The 18,552-nt window shown below is 69.5% G+C and carries 10 protein-coding genes and 3 pseudogenes; 6 read left to right on the top strand and 7 right to left on the bottom strand.

The window, feature by feature from the left end; genetic code table 11:
• Positions 1-150 precede the first annotated feature (150 nt).
• Together H7A85_RS12420 and H7A85_RS12415 are read right to left on the bottom strand one after the other, a co-directional pair.
• Positions 151-1,175 (bottom strand): annotated as a pseudogene (locus H7A85_RS12420) (ABC transporter ATP-binding protein); the annotation flags it as partial.
• Between the two features lie 74 nt (positions 1,176-1,249).
• A pseudogene (locus tag H7A85_RS12415) lies at positions 1,250-2,296 on the bottom strand (ABC transporter substrate-binding protein).
• A 153-nt stretch (positions 2,297-2,449) separates the two neighbouring features.
• Here H7A85_RS12415 and H7A85_RS12410 point away from each other — a divergent pair.
• From H7A85_RS12410 to H7A85_RS12400, 3 genes and pseudogenes are all read left to right on the top strand, one after another.
• Positions 2,450-3,366, top strand: a pseudogene (locus H7A85_RS12410) (LysR substrate-binding domain-containing protein).
• A gap of 147 nt (positions 3,367-3,513) precedes the next feature.
• Positions 3,514-4,320, top strand: a complete 807-nt coding sequence (locus H7A85_RS12405) for a DUF1338 family protein (protein ID WP_182086376.1) — start codon at positions 3,514-3,516, stop codon at positions 4,318-4,320.
• A gap of 114 nt (positions 4,321-4,434) precedes the next feature.
• The gene (locus tag H7A85_RS12400; protein WP_182086252.1) at positions 4,435-5,991 is read left to right on the top strand and encodes an aldehyde dehydrogenase family protein; all 1,557 of its coding nucleotides are present in this window, start codon (positions 4,435-4,437) and stop codon (positions 5,989-5,991) included.
• A 15-nt stretch (positions 5,992-6,006) separates the two neighbouring features.
• Here the strand turns inward: H7A85_RS12400 and H7A85_RS12395 are convergent, their stop codons facing one another.
• The 5 genes from H7A85_RS12395 to H7A85_RS12375 are packed head-to-tail and all read right to left on the bottom strand — an operon-like array spanning position 6,007 to position 15,458.
• Positions 6,007-8,676, bottom strand: a complete 2,670-nt coding sequence (locus tag H7A85_RS12395) for a carbohydrate-binding protein (RefSeq protein ID WP_182086251.1) — start codon at positions 8,674-8,676, stop codon at positions 6,007-6,009.
• Positions 8,673-10,907 carry a trehalase family glycosidase gene (locus H7A85_RS12390; protein WP_182086250.1) on the bottom strand — a complete coding sequence of 745 codons (2,235 nt, stop codon included), beginning with the start codon at positions 10,905-10,907 and terminating at the stop codon, positions 8,673-8,675. Before H7A85_RS12390 ends, H7A85_RS12395 begins: the two co-directional genes overlap by 4 nt.
• A gap of 24 nt (positions 10,908-10,931) precedes the next feature.
• Positions 10,932-14,444: a molybdopterin cofactor-binding domain-containing protein gene (locus H7A85_RS12385; protein WP_182086249.1), complete on the bottom strand. Its 3,513-nt coding sequence runs from the start codon at positions 14,442-14,444 to the stop codon at positions 10,932-10,934.
• Positions 14,441-14,953, bottom strand: coding sequence for a (2Fe-2S)-binding protein (locus H7A85_RS12380; protein ID WP_182086248.1), 513 nt, complete (start codon positions 14,951-14,953; stop codon positions 14,441-14,443). The genes H7A85_RS12385 and H7A85_RS12380 overlap by 4 nt, the downstream gene beginning before the upstream one ends.
• A 34-nt stretch (positions 14,954-14,987) precedes the next feature.
• Positions 14,988-15,458 carry a MarR family transcriptional regulator gene (locus tag H7A85_RS12375; protein WP_182086247.1) on the bottom strand — a complete coding sequence of 157 codons (471 nt, stop codon included), beginning with the start codon at positions 15,456-15,458 and terminating at the stop codon, positions 14,988-14,990.
• A 370-nt stretch (positions 15,459-15,828) separates the two neighbouring features.
• On the opposite strand from H7A85_RS12375, the gene H7A85_RS12370 reads away from it, so the two are divergent.
• The 3 genes from H7A85_RS12370 to H7A85_RS12360 are packed head-to-tail and all read left to right on the top strand — an operon-like array spanning position 15,829 to position 18,550.
• Entirely contained in the window at positions 15,829-16,983 is a 1,155-nt protein-coding gene (locus H7A85_RS12370; protein WP_182086246.1) for an FAD-dependent monooxygenase, read from the top strand.
• A complete protein-coding gene (locus H7A85_RS12365) occupies positions 16,980-17,798 on the top strand; it encodes an alpha/beta hydrolase (RefSeq protein ID WP_182086245.1) in 819 nt (272 codons plus the stop codon). The genes H7A85_RS12370 and H7A85_RS12365 overlap by 4 nt, the downstream gene beginning before the upstream one ends.
• On the top strand, positions 17,795-18,550 hold the full coding sequence (locus H7A85_RS12360) for an Asp/Glu racemase (RefSeq protein WP_280514922.1): 756 nt from the start codon (positions 17,795-17,797) through the stop codon (positions 18,548-18,550). The genes H7A85_RS12365 and H7A85_RS12360 overlap by 4 nt, the downstream gene beginning before the upstream one ends.
• Positions 18,551-18,552 lie beyond the last annotated feature (2 nt).

Genomic DNA, 18,552 nt, shown 5'->3' with positions numbered 1-18,552 from the left:
TGGAGGCCAGGGTCGCGTCATCGCGAGCGGGACGACGAGAAGCGCGGGAAGGTTGAGGAGATAGGGAGCGAGGGATGCCCGGCTTCGCGGCGGCGCGGCCGCCAGCGGTGCTGCGGCTTGCGCGGTGACGGCGCTCATCGCGCTCGCCTCGTCGCGCGCGAAGACGCGCATGTCCTCGGCCTTCCAGACGAGGCCCACGGCTTCGCCTGCCGCCGGCAGCGCCCCGCTCCCGTTGGGAGCCAGAACGAAGACCTGCCCCGCCTCGCTTTCGACGTCGAAGAACCACTGGCTTCCCTTGGAAGACGCGCTTGCGCACGACGCCCCGGAGGCCGTCCTCGCCGAAGCAGACGCGCTCGGGGTGCACGGCGACCACGATCGGGCCCGCAGCGCCCTCGTCCGCCAGGGTCCAGCGCTGGTCGCGCACCGCCACGGTCTGGCCGCTGCGCTCGCCGTCCAGCGTGTCGGTTCGACCGAGGAAGCCAGCCACGAAGCGCGAGGCGGGCGTCCGGTAGACCGGCTTCGGGCGGCCCGACCTGTTCGATCACGCCGCGGTTCATGACGACGACCCGGTCGGACAGGGCCATCGCCTCCGACTGGTCGTGGGTGACGAGGATCGTGGTGAGGCCGGTGCGCTCCTGGATGTCGCGCAGCTCGCCCTGCATTTCGTCGCGCAGCTTGGCGTCGAGGTTGGACATGGGTTCGTCCAGAAGAAGAAGGTTCGGCTCGATCACGAGCGCCCGGGCGAGCGCCACGCGCTGCTGCTGGCCGCCCGACATGCGGCGGGGGTAGCGATCCGCCATCGTGGACAGGCCGACGAGTTGCAGCGCGGCGGCGACCTTGCGGTCGCGATCGGCCCGGCCGACCTTGCGCATCTCGAGCCCGAAGCCGACGTTCTGGGCGACGGTCATATGCGGAAACAACGCATAGCTCTGGAACACCATGCCGAGGCCCCGCTTGGCGGGCGGCACCTCGGCGAGATCGCGCCCGTCCAGGACGATCCGCCCCGACGTCACCTCGACGAAGCCTGCGATCATCTGCAGCGTCGTCGTCTTGCCGCAACCCGAGGGTCCCAGCAGGGAAACGAACTCGCCGCGCTCGATGTCGAGCGAGATGCCGCCGACCGCGACGATCTGATCGTAGGTCTTGGTCAGGCGTTCGATTTTCAGGAAGCTCATCGGCGGTCTCCTTGAGAAGCGTCTTCCGCCGGGATCGCCGGACGGAACGGATGCCGGCTGGCGGACCCGTGCCCTCAGCGCTCGACTTCGCGCGTCCAGCGCGTGTTCCATTCCTTGCGGACCGGGTTCACGTAGTCCCAGTCGATCACGCGCAGCCGGCCCACCTGTTCGGGTCCGTAGGGAATGCCCTTGGCTTCCTCGTCGGTGAGCTTGGCGTTCTTGTTGACCGGGCCGTAGCCGTAGCCGCGCGCCACCTTCTCCTGCACGTCCGGGCTCAACAGGTACTGAAGCAGCGCCTGCGCCTCGGGCGTGTCGCGGCCCGCGATCGGGCACCCAATGATGCCGAGCGAGACCGCGCCTTCCTTCGGGTAGACCATCTCCACGGGAAAGCCCGTGTTGGCCAGCGAGTTGATGCGGGCCGAGCCCCAGACGCCGAGCACGGCCTGCCCGCTCTGGAACAGCGACGTCATCTGGCCGGGCGAGGCTTCGTAGGCCAGCACGTTCGGGTCGATCTCGGACTTGAAGGCTTCGAACCCCGGATCGATGTTGCGCTCGTTGCCGCCGCCGAGCTCGGCTTCCATCACGAGGGCGTGGAGGCCGTAGGTATTGGATAAGGGCGGGACCACCAGCTTGCCGGCGTATTTCGGATCCTTGAGATCGGCTCAGGAGGTCGGCGCGGCCCAGCCCTGTTCCTGGAAATACTGGGTGTCGTACATGAACCCGGTCGCCACGGCGCCCAGGCCCGTCGCCTTGCCGCCGCTGACCTTGGCCATGTCGTAGAGGTCGTCGTACACGGCGGCGGGCTCGACGTCCCGGCAAAGGCCGAGCGCGATCGCCTGGTACATCGGCCCGTCGTCCATGATCGCGACGTCGATCTGGGGGGCGTACTGGGTCGCCACGAGCCGTGCCAGCGTGTCGGTGGGGTTGCCCGCCGTGTATTCGATGCGGACCCCGTGCTGCTTCTCGAAATCGGGGAAGATCTGTTCGCGGATCAGCTGCTCGTAGAAGCCGCCATAGGCCGCGACGTGGAGGACCTTGTCCTGCGCGTTCGCGGGGAAGGCTGCGGACGCGGCCAGGAGGGCAACCGTGGTGAGAAGGCGCAGGCGGGGCTGAATGCTCATCGAAGGTCCCTGATCAGATTTCCATCAACCCTGTAACTGTTCGAAACTTGCTGCCATTCGCCAAATTGAATTTCATGGCGTCTTCGTAACCTGATGTTATGTCGTGGCAGGAGGGAGCAAAGGTACTGAAAGGCAGGCAGGTGGAAGCCTTTCGTGCCGTCATTCCTGAGTGGATCGGCGACGGAAACGGCGCATTTTCTCGGGGTGACCCAGCCGGCGATCAGCCGTCTTCTCAGCGATCTGGAATACGCCGTCGGCCGTCGGCTGTTCGAGCGCAAGGGCGGAAAGCTCATGCCGACCGCCGACGCGATCACCTTCTATCGCGAGGTGGAGCGCTCCTTTGTCGGCCTGGAGCGGATCGGGAAGGCCGCCAAGGATATCCGGGAGCGTCGCGGGGGCGAACTGCGCGTGGCCGCCCTTCCCGCGCTCGCCACGAGCCTGCTGCCGAGCGTGACCGCCGAGTTCGGCGCGGCGCGCCCCGGCGTGAACATCACGCTCTACGGAATGACGTCGCCGTCCGTCCTCGACTTCGTGATCACCGGGCGATGCGATCTGGGCATCGTGCACGAGCGCATTCCCCATTCGGCGATCGCGCCCATGAGCTTCCCTCGATGGAGGCGGTATTCGTCGCGCCCACGGGCCATCCGCTTCTGGAGGGCGACGTGATCGAGCCGCAGGACCTGCACGAGCGGGACTTCGTGGGGCTCGCCTCGAGCTCGTCCATGCGCCGCGCCTTCGACGCGGTCATGGTGACCCACCGCCGCGCGCTGCGCATCCGGATGGAAAGTCTCCTGACGATGATCCGGTGCGGGCTGGTGGATGCCGGCTTCGGCTGCGCCATGGTCGATCCGTTCACCGCCTCTCGTCTTCCCTGGCGCAACCTCAAAATCCGCCCCTTCCGCCCGGCCATCCATTTCGAATGGTCGATCATCATGCCGAACTTCTCGCCGATATCGTCCCTGGCGACGGACTTCGCGGCCAAGTTCTCGAAGTCGTTCCTGCGCTTTCCGGAGGAGTTCAGCGCCTTGAACGAAGCGTCCGAGGCTCCTTCGGGGCGGGCGCTCCCGTAGCGCTTTCCCGCGACGCCGCCCCACGCTCGTTCGGCCCGAAATTCGCGAAGGGCGACCATATTCCCCTCACGGATCGCCGTTCCCTGCGATAGGCATGGGCCAACGCCCTGCCTGCCTGGAGATCCTTCGTTGGTATCATCCGCTTGCATGTCGCCGGACCGTATCCGCACGCTGTTCTCGGGGTCGATGTCGGAGATGTACCGGGCCCAGGTGCCCCAGTACGGGACGCTCATGGAACTCGTCGCGGCCGTCAACGAGGCGGCGCGGCGCGCCGACCCGGCGCTCGACGCGCGTCTTCTCGCCCACCGCGAGATCGAGCGGCTGGATCTCGAACGGCACGGCGCGATTCGTTTGGGCACGGCGGGGAAGCTTTCCACCATGCGCCGACTCTTCGCCGTGATGGGCATGGTGCCGGTCGGCTACTACGACCTGTCGGTTGCCGGCGTTCCCGTGCATTCCACCGCGTTCCAGCCGGTCGAGCCCGAAGCGCTCCGCCGCAATCCGTTCCGCGTCTTTACCTCGCTCCTGCGCCTCCACCTCGTGGCGGGCGAGGCGCTTCGCGCGGAGGCGGCCGCCATTCTCGCCCGCCGTTTCGAAGCCTTCCCGGACGACAAGGACGCTCTTCGGCGCCAGGAACTCGCCTTCTTCCGCTACCGGGCGACCGGCAAGGCCGGCGCACCCGAGGGGCTCGATCTCGATGCTTTGGTCGAGCGGGGTTTCGTCGCGGCCGAGCCGATCACCTACGAGGATTTCCTGCCCGTTTCGGCGGCGGGCATCTTCCAGTCCAATCTCGGCGACGAGTCCCAACGGAACTTCACCGCGCGCGCCCATCGAGACGCGTTCGTCGAGGACCTGGGCGCCGAACCGGCGGACGAGATCGCGCTCTATGCCAAGATGCAGTCCGCGTCGATCGCCGAAGCCCTCCAGGCGCTGCGCGCGCTCGCCGACGTCTGAGGCCCGCCGCATCCCGCACGCCTTCGCGGGGCACCCTCCGGCGCCCCGCCATATCCCTTGCCGGGCGCCCGCAAAGCGACGATCCGGCATGCTCGACGACGAAAGGAGCCGTCCATGGCCAAGACCACGAATCTCGCCGAACAAACCCTCGACCTTCTCGATCGGCTGGGCGTCGACCGGGCGGTGGCGACGGGGGGCGGGCGCGTGGTGCGCTCGCCGCTGACCGGGGAGGCGATCGCGGAGGTGCGCGACGCCTCGGCCGAGGAGGTGCGCGCGGCGATCGCCGTCGCGCACGAGGCGTTTCTCGCGTGGCGCCGCGTGCCCGCGCCGCGCCGGGGCGAGTTCGTGCGCATCCTCGGCGAGGAGTTGCGCGCGGCCAAGGACGACCTCGGCCGGCTGGTGACGATCGAGGCCGGCAAGATCGTCTCGGAAGGTCTCGGCGAGGTCCAGGAGATGATCGACATCTGCGATCTCGCGGTCGGCCTGTCGCGCCAGCTCTACGGCCTGACCATGGGATCGGAGCGTGCCGACCATCGTCTGCAGGAGCAATGGCATCCGGCGGGTGTCGTCGGCGTCATTTCTGCGTTCAACTTTCCCGTCGCGGTGTGGAGCTGGAACGCGGCGCTCGCCTTCGTGTGCGGCGACAGCGTCGTGTGGAAGCCGTCGGAAAAGACACCGCTGACGGCGCTCGGCGTTCAGGCGCTGGTGGAGCGCGCCGTCGCAAGATTCGGCCCGGACGCACCGGCCGGGCTGTCGCAGCTCGTCATCGGCGGACGCGAGACCGGCGAGGCGCTGGCCGGGGACGCGCGGGTGCCGGTGGTTTCGGCCACGGGATCGACGGCGATGGGCCGCCTCGTCGGTCAGCAGGTCGCCGCACGCTTCGGGCGCTCGATCCTGGAGCTCGGCGGCAACAACGCCTCCATCGTCGCCCCTTCGGCCGATCTCGACCTCGCCTTGCGCGCCATCGCCTTCGGCGCGATGGGCACGGCCGGCCAGCGCTGCACGACGCTGCGGCGGCTGATCGTCCATTCCAACGTCTACGATGCGCTGGTCGACCGGCTGAAGTGCGTCTACGCCTCGGTTTCCGTCGGCAATCCGCTGGAGAGCGAGGCGCTGGTCGGCCCGCTGATCGACGCCGCCGCCTTCGAGAGCATGCAGCGGGCGCTCGACGCGGCCAGGGCTTCGGGCGGCCAGGTGGCCGGCGGCGAGCGCTTCACCGAGAGCGTCGCGGAATCCGCCTTCTACGTGCGCCCCGCGCTGGCGGAGATGCCCCGTCAGACCGGGCCGATGCTGGAGGAGACCTTCGCCCCGATCCTCTACGTCCTTCGCTACGAGACGCTGGACGAGGCCATCGCCCTGCAGAACGGCGTGGCCGCCGGGCTTTCGTCCTCGATCTTCACCACCGACATGCGCGAGGCGGATCGCTTCCTCTCGGTCGTGGGGTCCGACTGCGGCATCGCCAACGTCAACATGGGCTCGTCGGGCGCCGAGATCGGGGGCGCGTTCGGCGGCGAGAAGGAAACCGGGGGCGGGCGCGAAAGCGGCTCGGACGCTTGGAAGGCGTATATGCGCCGCCAGACCAACGCCATCAACTACGGCTACCAGATGCCGCTCGCGCAAGGCGTCCGGTTCGATATCGATGCGGGCGACGAGGGCTCGGCGGACGCCTGATCGGGAACGTTCGCTTCACCCTCCGGGCGTCGGTGTGGCCAGAAGCTGCGGCGGGGCGGTCAGGCCGGACGCTTCGGGGAAGCCTTCCCCGAACGACGTGTCGCGATAGTACCGGTTGGCCGCCGTGTTGCGCACGCGGATCGTCAGGGCGAGGCGTGCGCCCGTGCTGTAGGGCAGGGAGAACGTCGCGGAGCCGCCGAGCGCCCGGCCTATGAGGCGATCGTCGATCCAGACCTCCGCGGAAGCGTGGAACCCGGGGAGGGCGAGGCTCCAGGCCGCGTTCTCCGGCCGATCGGGGATCCGGACCTCGTTTCGATAGGTCCCCGTCCCGGAAAAGACGGGAAAGCCTTGCTTCTCCCATCCGCGATCCACCGCGACGGGAACGGGCGGCAGGTCGCCGATCCCAAGCGTCCAGCCGTCCGCAAGCTCCATGACGGCACTGGCGCCCGCTGCCGCGCATATCCTTGGCGGGGACGCGATCCCCGACGTTTTGAGAGGCCGGCAGTGCGCGTCGTCCGGAACGGTAAGGCAGGCGACGCCGTGGGCCGGCAGTTGGAGCGTCAGTTCGCCGGGCCGCGCGGCGGCGACGGTTGGCTCCTCGCTTTCGCCCTCGGCCGGCGACCAGATCGCGATCTCGCCCTCGGCCGCGTTCGAGGCCAGGACCATCTCCCGCGCATGATCGGCGTCGTTGAGAACGGCGATCCGCCAGGTGTCACCGCAGCGGGCGATCGAGGACCATGTCGGCCCGTCGCCCCGGAAGCGGATGTCGGGCCGGGGGCGCGGCAGGGCGGCGACGCAGGCCTCGATCTCGTCCGCAGCGATTTCGGAAAAGCTTAGGTGCGCCCGATCCCGCCGCCCTATGGGATCGAGGTTGCCGACGCGCTCGCGGACGCTTCGGAGGATCTGGCCGGACGCCAGAATCCGGCCGCCGCGAGCGCCGAACTCGCCGATGAGATCGACGCTTCGCGCGTTTCTCATGCGAGTCGCGGCCGGCAGCACCAACGTCTCGTAGCCCCCACCGGGCGCAAGAGCCGTGCCGAGCATGCGCTCGTCCACCACGTCGTAGCCGATGCCGGCACGCGCGAGCGCCTCCGCCCACCGGCCGAAGTGCTCGCCGCACGCATGCGCCGGCCCTTCCGCGCGGATCGTCTCCAAGGGATAGAACAGGGCGACGGGTCGGAGCGGATCGCCGTCCTCCAGAAAGGCCGACAGGCGCGCGAGTTCGGAAAAGATCGCCGGGCAGTCGTCCCACCAGGGCTGGAAGTTGTAGGCGGGCGGAAAGTCCCAGCGCGGATTGAGAAGGGGGCGTTCGTCACCGTCGAAGCCGTCGGTGACGTTGACGGCGTGGAGCAGGATGCGGCGGGCGCCGAGGAGAAGGTGCCGGATCGCCTGGGTGCGGAAGCGCTGCGGCGTCAGGTCCCATTGGCCGGCGAGCGTCGGCCGCCCCCTTTCGCGCCCCGTCGCGTATTGCTCGATCGTGCAGCGGCGGCGCCCGTTGGCGCGCGCCACGCTGTCGCCGAGCTTGGCGGCGAGCTGGGGCGCGAAGTCGGCAGCGTCCACCGCCGTTTGCGTGCGAAAGGCGTCGATCCCGAAATAGTCGACGCCGGGCATGGTGCGCGGGTCCATGCCCGTCAGCCCGCCGTGAAGCGACCAGCCGCCCACATGGGTGAGGAGTTCGTGGCCGGTGAAGCCGAGGCCCCGTTTCCGCGCCCAGCGCGACAGAGTGCCGAAGAAGGCTTCGTGCATCCGCTCGCCATAGGCCTTGAGGAAGCCGGCCCGGAGCATCGGCGTCGCGGGGCCGACGTCGCGCGCAAGCGAGAGGAGGGCCATGGCATCGCCGGGGCCGGCCGGCTGCCCGTCGCTGAGAAGACTGTTGCCGAGGGCGCCTTCGTGCTCGTTCCAGATGTAGAAGCCGGCATAGGGGTGGTCGAAGAAGATCGCGTCGGCGGCCCCATCCGCCGCGTCCACGAGCGGGGCGTAGACGGTATCGGCGAAGCGCTCCGCCGTTTCGGGCAGGAGATAGTTGACGAGCCGCGAGGTCAGGCAGCGGGCGGAGACGAAGACCGTCACCCGCCAGTCGGCGGAAACGCCCTTGATGTCGGCTAGCGCGATGCGGCAGCCGTCGTTCCCCTGCGGGTCAATATCGACGTCTTCGAGGATGCGAAGAGCCCCTTCGTCGCGGACGACGGGCGGATGCGCGATGGCGGCGACCGTCTGCCAGTCGCCCCAAACGGGCAGACTGCCGTCGTAGATCCAGCTGCGTCCCGCCTCGCCCAGGAAATCCAGGAAGGGCGAGCGGATGCCGGTGATCCCGAGCGGCGCGCCGACCGGCCCGCTCGCCCAGAACAGGTGGCGCTCGCGCAAGGCGTCGGCGACTGCCACCGTGCGCCCGCCGCCGTGGCCCGACATCCAGCCGTATTCGTCGTAGATCGTGACGCCGATCCCCAACCGCTTCGCCGTTTGGCAGGCGGTGCGGTAAGCCGCGAGATAGGCGGGCGAGAGATAGACTGAGAGGTCGAGCGCCGGGCGGGCCTGGATCATCACACAGCCGATGCCTTTTTCGCTGATATCGGCGAGCTGCGCGGCGATCTCGGCTTGCGTCGGGATGCGGTGCCAGAACCAGAACGTGGCCGTTCGGAAGCGCGGCTCCGGATTCCGGAACCAGTCCGGGGGCGACGCCGTCACGAGGCGCGCGGTGGGGCAAGGTGCCAGTCGAGCCGGGCGCCGGCTTCGATCCCCGGCAGCTCGGCGTCGTGGCAGCCGTCCACGAGGCGCGTTTCCAGCGGGCGTCCATCGAGGCGCACGGCCGCCAGCCTCTCCGACGCTTGTGCGCCCAACCGGAAGGCGATGTCGGCGGCACCGTCCGCGAAGGTTGCGGACACCAAGCCTTCGGAGACGACGACATGGGTCAGACGGCCGCGATAGGTGGTGGCGAACAAGGGCTCGCCGTCCGCGCCCCGAAGCGCGAGCTCTCCCTCCGCCACCTCGACCACGACCGGCCCGGCGGGGCTCTCGATCGGCCCGAGACGGACCGGCCGCCCGTCGTTCGCGAGCTCCCAGCCGTTCCACGGGCCGATATCCATGACCTCCGACACGGCCATCAGCGGCAGCATCGCGCCCCAGGTGTAGAAGGGGTCGTTGCCCGGTAGGTCGTCGATCTCGCCCGTTTCGCCCCCGTAGTTCTCGCCGCACCAGCGGCGGCCCTGCCAGGAGCGCTCGAACATGGCAAGCGAACGGGCGACAAGGCCCTCGGCCTCGTCGTGGAGCCCGTAGCGCCGAAGGCCCTGCCAGACCAGCCAGTTGACGTTGGGCCAGATGCGCCCGCGCCAGTAGATCTGCTCGGGGTAGGCGGGATCGTCGCGCGACACGTTGGGAAGCGGGTAGGGGCCGCCGAACATTCCGGGATCTCGCAGATGAACGAGGAGGTGCTCGACCTGGGCCCCGTCCGCCGCTCCGCAGAGAAGCGGAAAGAAACTCGTCGGCGACACCGAGCGCACGAACCCGCCGTCCCGCTGCCGGTTGGCGAAGAGGCCGCGCGTCTCGTCCCAAAGCTCGGTGCGGATCAACTCGCGGGTTTCGCGCGCCAGCCGTTCGAAGGTGGCGGCCTCGTCCCGGCGGCCGAGTTCGGTGGCGATGCGCGCCAGCATCTCGGCGTCCAGCGCCAGCGCCGAGTTGATGCCGACATCCAGCGTCGAGAGCGTGCGCGTTTGCCCGTCGTAGCGCGCCTCGTCGTGGGTCGGCGAATTGTCCATGCCCGTTTCGTTGCGCGCGCCGAAGGCGGTGCCGCGATACATCGCGTCGCCGACATCCGACGTGCCGCAGGACACGAGGCCGAGGCCGCCCGGATCGCGGTGGGCGCGCCACCAGAGCTGGTTGCGCGCAAGTGCATCGAAGACGTCGGCCAGAAAGGCGCGGTCGCGGCTGCGCTCGAACATCGCCCAGGCGATGAAGGCGCCGTGCGGGGCCTGCGTGCGGTCGACCCAGGCGTCCTTCGGGTTGACGAGGCAGGCGATGTTGCCCTGCGGCGTCGCGCTTCCCATCGCGACATCGAAATTCGCCCTTGCGAGCGCCGGGTCGAGAAGACCGGCCATCAGGGCGGCGAAGCACTGGTCGTTGTACCAGACCGCGTCGCCGAGGCCCCAGATGCGGCTCGCCGCCGTGTAGGGACGGCGGTTGAGCCGGTCATAGACCGTGTTCCAGCCGAGAACGTCGCGCACGGCGTCGAGCGCGCCGGCGCCCCGCCCGGTCTGAAGCGCAGGCGCTTGCCCCGGCTCGCCCTCGGCGAGCGCGGCTCGGGCGCGCGCGATCGCGAGCGCCCGGCTGTCGGCGACGGCTGCGGCGAAACGCAGGCGCGGCGTCATCTCGAGATTGAAGCGCAGCGCCATCAGCCGCGCCGCGTCCGATCGGCAGGTCTTGTCGAAATAGCCGTTCCGATCGAAGTCCTCGACGAGGTCGTCGAACGTCTCGTGGCCGGTCGCGAGCGCGGGAGCGTCGTTTGCGGCCAGCGCCACGAAGCGGAAGTCCACCTCCACGACGGCCGTGCCCGTCGCCTCGTCGTAATGGACCGTCTGGCCGCCCTCGGCCGACAGGGCGAGCGTGATCCAGTAGCGCAGGCCCCATTCGCCAGCCGCGCGCACGTCGAAGGCACCGCGCACCGTGAACGGGTCGGGCTTGTCGTAGCGAAAGCCGAGGCGGGTGCCGGCATGATCGGTCTCGAAGTCGATCCGCTCGCCGCGAAGACCGTGGCGGCCGAAGCGGACCTCGTCCGGTGCGCGGATCGGGCTCGCGCGCGCCGTCTTGCCCGAATACAGGAGGGGCGCGATCCGGACGCCGAGTGGCAGGAACACGAGTTCGCCCGGCCGGTCCGACCATGTGTTCCAGGCGCTGGCGAGGGGAATGGTCTTGTCGAAGAACATGGGGCGGCGGTCCGAACTTCGGGATCAGGAATGGGGCGCGGCGCGGGCCGCCTCGACGGCGGCGGGAAGATCGCTCCAGGCCGGTTTGCCGGGCGCGAACCGCGCGCGAACATAGGCCATGAGATCGGCGATCGCACGCCGGTCCAGCGCCGTGTCGAAAGCGGGCATGGCTTCCGCATCGAGCCCGCTATGGGCGGGCACGCCTTCCAGAACCGCACGGATCGCGTTGCCGGGATCGGCGGCGTGAAGGTTGCTGTTGAGCGCCAGCGAGGCGATCGGCTTGTCCGACGCGTGGCAGGACGCGCAGGCGCCCTCGAAGAGGCGCGCGCCGGCCGGCGCGATGCGCGCGGCCGTGGCGATCGCCCCGTCCGCCGCTTCGACCGCGCGGCGCGCGGCGGCCGAGGCTTGCGCCGGATCGATCGGGGGGCCGTCGAGCGAGGCGAGATAGGTCGCCATCGCGCGGATGTCGTCGTCGGGCACGTCGCGAAACGAATCGACGACGTGAGCCATGGGGCCGGCCGCCGAACCGTGCTCGTGCGAGCGCCCGGTCCGCAGGTAGTCGTAGAGCGCTTCCGCCGTCCAGGCGACGGGTGCGGCCCCGGCGCGCAGCGAGGGCGCGTGCCAGCCGTCCGCTTCGCCGCCCGCCAGATGCGCGCGGCCGCCGCGCTCGGCGCCCAGCGCGTTGCGCGGGCTGTGGCAGGCCGAGCAATGGCCGAGACCCTCGACGAGTTCGGCCCCTCGGTTCCAGGCCTCGCTCTTTGCGGGGTCGATCGGCGCGGGGGCGCTCGAATGGAACAGCGCGTTCCAGCCCGCCATCAGGGGACGGACGTTGAAGGGAAAGCGCAAGCCCGTCTTCGGGGTCTCGGCTGTGACCGGCTCCTGCGCCATCAGATAGGCGTAGAGCGCCTGGAGGTCCCCTTCGCTGGCCTTGGCGAAGGACGTGTAGGGATGGGCGGGATAGAGATGGTGCCCGTCGCGCGAAACGCCCTCGCGCATCGCCCGCTCGAAGGCGGGATAGCTCCAGGCGCCGATGCCGGTGTCGGGGTCGGGCGTGATGTTGGTGGCGTAGACGATGCCGAACGGCGTTTCCAGCGCCCGACCGCCCGCAAAGGCTTGGCCGTCGTTGCCGACATGGCAGACGTTGCAGGCGCCGGCAGCCGCCGCGATGCGCCCGCGCTCGATCGTGGCGGCCGAGAACACGTCGGCGGCGGGCCGCGCGATCGGAGCGATCGCGGACGGAAAGGGGAGCGTCGCCGCCCCGGTCGCCAGGACGCCGGCCAGCGCGCCGGCAAAGGGCCAGGCCCAGCGACGCTTGCGCGCTTCCGTCGATGTCGGTTCGGCCGGCGGGGGCAAGGGATTGAGCGCGGCGCGCACGCGCTCAGGGGTCAAGGGCAGTTCGCGGAACCGGATGCCGGTTGCATCGAACACCGCGTTGCAGATCGCCGCCGCGCTCGGCACGGAGGCCGATTCCCCGGCGCCGAGCGGCGGGTCGTCCGGTCGCGGCACCATGAGGACGTCGATGTCCGGCACCTCCGGAAACTGGAGGATGGGATAGGCGCCCCATTCGAGGACCGCGACGCCGGTCTGCGAGAAGCGCACTTCTTCCTTGAGGACGCGGCTCGTCGACTGGATCACGTTGCCGTGGATCTGGTGGCGCACCCCGTCGGGGTTGATGACCTGCCCCGTGTCCTGACCGCACACGACGCGCGTCACCGCGATCTCGCCGGTCGAGCGGTTGACCGCGACATCCGCCACCCAGGCCGCCCAGGCGGCGGCGGTGCCGGGAAACTTGCCGTGCACATAGACCGCATAGGCGAAGCCGCGACCGTAGAGGATGTCGCCGTCGCCCCCGTGCGTGAAGGGCTCGGTGTGGGGCTTCCAGGCGGCGCGCTCGGCTACGGCCCGCACGAGATCGACGGCGCGCGGATCGGTGAGGTAGCGCAGCCGGTACTCGATCGGATCGACGCCGGCCTCGATCGCCAGTTCGTCGATGAAGCTTTCATGCGCGAAGGTGTTGGGCATGGCCGACACGCCCCGAAACCAGGAGGCCCGGGCGATCGGGGGCATGTCGTGGACGGTGACGCGCAGGTTCGGAAAGGCGTAAGGGGGGATCGCGGTGCGGTCGCCCATTTGGGCGATGTCCGCGACGGGCGCCACCTTGCCGGTCAGGATCAGGGGCAGGGTGGGCGCGAGGTTGGACGGATAGCGCGTCTCGAAGTCGTAGAGCGCGGGGCCACCCTCGCGGTCCAGCCCGCCGCGCACGTCGATCACCTGTGCGGCGCCCTTGGGCTCCCAGGCGTGTTCCTGTTCGCGCGTCAGCTGGACGCGCACCGGCGCGCCGACCGCGCGCGACAGGAGCGCGGCATCGGCTGTCACGTCGTCGGCGCAGTTGCGCCCGTAGCAGCCCGCCGCCTCCAACCGCTCCACCACGATCCGCGCCTCGGGCATGTCGAGAAGGCGGGCGAGGTCGGCGCGCATCGGAAAGGGGTTCTGCGTTCCCGACCAGACGGTGAGGGCGTCCTCGCGAAAGTCCGCGACCGCGCAGGACGGGCCGATTGAGCCGTGCATCTGGTAGGGCCAGACATAGGTCCGCTCGAGGGAAAGCGCGGCGCCTTCCAGAGCGCGCGCCGCATCGCCCTCGTCGGCCAGGGTGCGCGCGGTGCCGGGATTGTCGCGCAGCGCCTGTTCGGGGGCGTTGAGGTCGGGGATGAGGGGCGGGGCACGCCACACGACGGCCAAGCGCTTCATCGCCTCGACGGCCTGCTCCTCGCGCCGGGCGACGACGCCGACGAAGTCGCCGATCGCGACCACGGCGACGAGGCCCGGAACGCCCGCGACCGAACTCTCGTCGACCGAAACGAGGCTCGCGCCGACATGCGGGCCGGCGTCGAAGCCGGCATAGGGCGGGCGCACCACGCGCCCGTGCAGCATGCCGGGCACGCGCACGTCGTGGACATAGGTGAAGGTGCCGGTCGCCTTGGCGGGAATGTCGGTGCGCGGAACGGCGCGCCCGACGACGCGATAGTCCGAGGCGGGCTTCAAGGGCGCGGCCGGGTCGATCGCCAGCCGCGCCGCGCGCCCGGTCACCAGTTCGCCGAAGGGCACGAACTCGTTGCCGGCTTCCGGCGCGACGACCGTACCGTCCTCGATCCGCAGGTCCGCCGCCGGATGGCCGAGGCGCAGGGCCGCCTCCGCCACGAGGAAGGCGCGCGCGGTGGCCGCCGCCTGGCGCAGCGGAACGGCCGCGACCTGGATGGTCTCGCTGGCGATGGTCGCACCCTGGTTGGGGGTCGCGGACGTCGTGCCGAGAACCATCGTCACGCGCTCGAAGGCGACGCCGAGTTCCTCCGCGACGATCTGCGCCAGCGCGGTCCGGATGCCGGTGCCCAGATCCACGTGGCCGTTGAAGGCGGTGACCGTGCCGTCGGCATGGACCGCGAGAAAGAGTTCCTCGCCCGACGCCGCGGCGCGCGAGACGGTCAGGGTGTCGGGATCGGCGAGGTAGGCTTGCGCGGAGCGGTCCACGGATGGCGTCATGGCTTGGCTCCGGGTCTGTCTTCCGCCGTTTGCGGCGGTTGCGAGGCTGCCGCGTCCCGAACCGCTGCCAGGATCTCCCTATGCGTTCCGCAGCGGCACAGGTGATGGCGAAGCGCCTGCCGGATGGCGTCCTCGTCGGGGTGGGGATTGCGGCGCAGAAGCGCGACGGTGGCGATGATCATGCCGTTGAGGCAGTAGCCGCACTGTGCGGCTTGCGCCGCGATGAAGGCGGCCTGGACGGGATGGGGCGCATCGGGCGTTCCGAGCCCCTCCAGCGTCGTGACGGCGCGGTCTCGAAGAGCCGATACGGGCAGGGTGCAGGAGCGCACGGCGCGGTCGCCGACCAGCACCGCGCAGGCGCCGCATTCGCCGAGCCCGCAGCCGTATTTCGGCCCGTTGAGCGCCAGATCGTTGCGTAGCACGTAGAGAAGAGGCGTGTCGGGCGCGGTTTCGACAGTGACGCTTTCCCGGTTCACGTGCAGGCGAAACGAAACGGGGGCGCCGGTCATCGCTCGCGCCCGCCCGCTTCGCGCCGGGGTGCGGTCACGGTCCGGCGTCGACGTCCGCGATGATGCGCAGCGTATGGAGAAGGGCCATGCGTTCGGCGGGATTGAGCCGTTCCATGGTCAGTTCGGTGATGCGCTGCGCGCGCGGCACCATCTCGGCGAGAAGCGCAAGCCCGACCGGGGTGATGCCGATGATGACCTTGCGCCCGTCCTCCCTGTCCTTCGACAGCTCGATGAGGCCGCGCGCGCGCAGCCGGTCCACGATGCCCCGGATGGTGGCCTGGTCGATGCCGGTCTGCCGGACGAGCTCGCCTTGCGACCGGGGGCCGTTGTCCCGGAGCGCGCACAGTGTCGAGAACTGGACGGAGGTGAGCTGACCGTCGGCGCTTTCGGCCTGAAAGATGGCGAGATGGCGCTGGTAGGCCCGACGCAGGAGATAACCGACCTGCTGGCTGAAGTCGTACGCTTCCCCCTTCGCTTCGGCCGCTTCTCCGTTCCCGTCCCGCATGTCCGCCTTTCGATGGCCTCCCGCTTTCGCCATGGGCCGAGGCCGTGGCCGATATCCTGTCATGCCGGTCCTGGGCCCGAACTGCAAGGATCGGATCGCACGGAGAGGGGGAGGGCGCGTGGCGGAAGCGCGAGGGGAGGGGAGCAGCGAGCATTGCGGCACAATTTTAGAGTGTATGCGCTATGATTGCGACAAAGGTGGATACTGTCAATCGAAGAAGAACCGGCATGAATGCCCGTTATTTGTGCGCTGCGGCGACGATTTATGCAGTTGCAGCATAAACTATACCCTTGCTTTTATAGCGTATACGCTCAATCAATGGTGCGAAGCCGCCGGCAGGCGATACCAACTCGAATGGAGTGATCCCACCATGCAGCCAGGATCCCGCATCGCGGTCGTGGGCGCCGGCCTCGGCGGCGTCGCGGCCGCCGCCCTCTTGCAGAAGGCGGGCTTCTCGGTCGACGTCTACGAACAGGCACCGGCCTTCTCGCGGCTCGGCGCCGGCATCCACATGGGGCCGAACGTCCTCAAGATCTTCCGCCGGATCGGCATTGAGGATGCGTTGGTCTCGATCGCCTCCAAGCCGGACTTCTGGTTCTCGCGCGATGGCGAAACGGGTCAATACCTGTCGCGCATTCCGCTCGGCGACTTCGCCGTCAAGGAGTACGGCGCGCCCTATCTGACCGTTCATCGCGGCGACCTCCATGCGCTGCAGGTGTCCGCGCTCCAGCCGGGCACGCTCCATTTCGGCAAGCGCCTGACGGCGATCGTCGACGACGGCTCGGGCGTCGATCTCACCTTCGACGACGGAACGCGCACGCGCGCCGACATCGCGGTCGGAGCGGACGGCATCAATTCCTGCATCCGCGAAACGCTCCTCGGCGAGGAAAGGCCGAACTACAGCGGCTGGGTCGGGCACCGCGCCCTTCTCGACAAGGACGCGTTGCGCCGAACGGGCTTCGACTTCGAGGCTTGCGTGAAGTGGTGGACGCATGACCGCCACATGATGGTCTACGACACCACGGCGGACGGGCGCGAATACTACTACGTGACCGGCGTTCCCCATCCCGCCTGGGACTTCGAGGGCGCTTCCGTGCCCTCCAGCCGCGAGGAGATGCGCGAAGCCTTCGACGGCTACCATCCGATCGTCCAGACGCTGATCGAGGCGACCACCGAGGTGACCAAGTGGCCGCTCCTCAACCGCAACCCGCTTCCCGTGTGGAGCCGCGGGCGCATGGTGCTGCTCGGCGACGCCTGCCACCCGATGAAGCCGCACATGGCGCAAGGGGCGGCCATGGCGATCGAGGACGGCGCGATGCTGGCGCGCTGCCTGGGCGAAACGGGCCTTGCCGACTTCGCCGCCGCCTTCCGCCTCTACGAGGCGAACCGGCGCGAGCGCGCGTCCCGCGTCCAGGCCGTGTCCAACGCCAACACCTGGCTGCGCACGCAGGAGGACCCGGCCTGGGTCTTCGGCTACGACATCTTCGAAGCCCCCTTACGCGGCGAAAGCGAGGTGGCGGCATGACCCTTAGCCCCACCGGCTTCAACATCGCGGCCAACGGCATCCGCCAGCACGTCCTGCGCTTTGCCGGCGAGGGTGAGCCGCTGGTGGTGGTGCCCGGCATCACCAGCCCCGCGGTCACCTGGGGCTTCGTCGCCGAGCGCTTGGCAGAAGGGTTCGACACCTATGTCGTGGACGTGCGCGGGCGCGGGCTTTCCTCGACGGGGCCCGATCTCGACTACGGCCTCGACGCCATGGCGGACGACCTGTCGGCGCTGGTCGGGGCGCTCGGCCTCGAGGGCGCGACGGTGCTCGGCCATTCCATGGGCGCCCGGATCGCGGTCCGGGCGGCGACCCGAGGGGCGGCCGGCGTGAAGCGGCTGGTTCTGGTCGATCCTCCGGTTTCGGGGCCGGGCCGGCGCCCCTATCCTTCCAAGCTCCCCTGGTATGTCGATTCCATCCGTCAGGCGAGCGAGGGGATGGACGGCGAGGCGATGCGCGTCTTCTGCCCGACTTGGGATCAGGGGCAACTCGCCCTTCGCGCCGAATGGCTGCACACCTGCTACGAGCCGGCGATCGTCACCGCCTTCGAGGGCTTCCACACCGACGACATCCACGTCGATCTGCCCGGACTGCCGGTTCCCGCCGTTCTGATGGTGGCGGGACGGGGCGGGGTGATCGAGCCGGGCGACGAGGCCGAGATCGTCCGCCTCAACCCCTCGATCCGCACGGCGCGGGTGGAGAACGCCGGCCACATGATTCCCTGGGACGATTTCGAGGGGTTCTTCGAGGCCCTCGACACCCTTCTCGGCACCTCCCTTTCGCGAGTCCGGCCATGACCAAGACGACGTTCCGCATCGGCCAGATCGTGCCGAGCTCCAACATCACCATGGAAACCGAGATCCCGGCGATGCTGGCCGCCCGTCAGCTGATCCGGCCCGAACGCTTCACCTTCCATTCGGCGCGCATGCGCATGAAGCATGTGACCAAGGACGAACTAGCCGCGATGGACGCGCAGTCCGACCGCTGCGCGCTGGAACTCTCCGACGCGCGGGTCGACGTCCTCGGCTATGCCTGCCTCGTCGCCATCATGTCGATGGGCCACGGCTACCACCGCGAAAGCCAGGCCCGCCTTTCGAAGGTGACCGCCGAGAACGGCGCGCCGGCGCCCGTCGTCACCAGCGCCGGCGCGCTGGTCGAAGCGCTCGCCGTCATGAAGGCGAAGCGGATCGCCGTGGTCGCGCCTTACATGAAGCCGCTGACGCGGATGGTGATCGAGTATCTGGAGGCGGAAGGCGTCGAGGTCGTCTCGCACGCGGCGCTGGAAATCTCCGACAACCTGAAGGTGGCCGCGCACGATCCGGCCAACCTGCCGGGGATCGTGGCCGGGCTCGACACGTCGGGCGTCGATGCGATCGTCCTGTCGGCCTGCGTCCAGATGCCCTCGCTCGCCAGCGTTTCCAAGGTCGAGGCGCTGACCGGCAAGCCCGTGGTCACCGCCGCGATCGCGACGACCTACCAGATGCTGAAGGCGCTCGATCTCGAACCGGTCGTTCCGGGCGCCGGCGCGCTTCTGTCCGGCGCCTACTGAGG

The organism is Aureimonas sp. ME7 (assembly GCF_903970965.1).
GTDB lineage: Bacteria > Pseudomonadota > Alphaproteobacteria > Rhizobiales > Rhizobiaceae > Aureimonas.
This window is presented reverse-complemented; position numbering and strand designations above follow the sequence as displayed.